The organism is Caloramator australicus RC3 (genome assembly GCF_000297115.1).
Lineage (GTDB): Bacteria > Bacillota > Clostridia > Clostridiales > Caloramatoraceae > Caloramator > Caloramator australicus.
The window spans coordinates 1-610 of record NZ_CAKP01000155.1; the positions used below are offsets into that span (position 1 = coordinate 1).

At 30.5% G+C, this 610-nt stretch carries 2 protein-coding genes; both read left to right on the plus strand.

Going from position 1 to position 610, the window contains the following annotated elements:
* Positions 1–118 precede the first annotated feature (118 nt).
* Positions 119–268, plus strand: a complete 150-nt coding sequence (locus CAAU_RS15470; RefSeq protein ID WP_008910007.1) for a DUF3842 family protein — start codon at positions 119–121, stop codon at positions 266–268.
* Positions 269–296: 28 nt separating this feature from the next.
* Positions 297–536, plus strand: coding sequence for a DUF3842 family protein (locus CAAU_RS15475; RefSeq protein WP_008910008.1), 240 nt, complete (start codon positions 297–299; stop codon positions 534–536).
* Positions 537–610: the final 74 nt, after the last annotated feature.

Sequence of the window (610 nt, forward strand, 5' to 3'; positions counted from 1 at the left end):
AAGATTGCTGACTTTTATTATATGTAGTATAATCACTTAGAAACTTAAGTTTCTAAAACATATTGAACATAACAAATTAATATAAGAGAAGAAAATTAAATGATGAGGAGGAAAAAGCTTGAAAATAGCTGTCATTGATGGCCAAGGAGCAGGTCTTGGGAAAACCTTCATAAAGGAATGCAAAAGAGCCTTCAAAAATAATGTGTATATTTTTGCTTTAGGGACAAACGAAATCGCAACCTTAAATATGTTAAAAAAACGGTGCTGATGAAGGCTTTACTGGAGAGATAAGAATAGTGGATTTTCTCACTAAAAACAAGATAGATGCTATAGTAGGACCGATAGGAATTCTAATAGGTGGAGGTATAGGTGGAGAAATTACTTCAAATATTTCAAAAGTTATATTTAACCTAGACTGTATTAAATACATAATTCCGCTGCAAAAACATGGTATATTTATCCCAGGCACACGAAATTTAGCTATAAGAGAGATTATAAAAGAAATAATTGAGGATATAAGATGTAAGAACTTCTGAATTTAGATTGCCTAAGGGAATTAGTTATGTTAAGATTGTTGGATTTAATGCTAAGGTGTCATATAATATTAAAG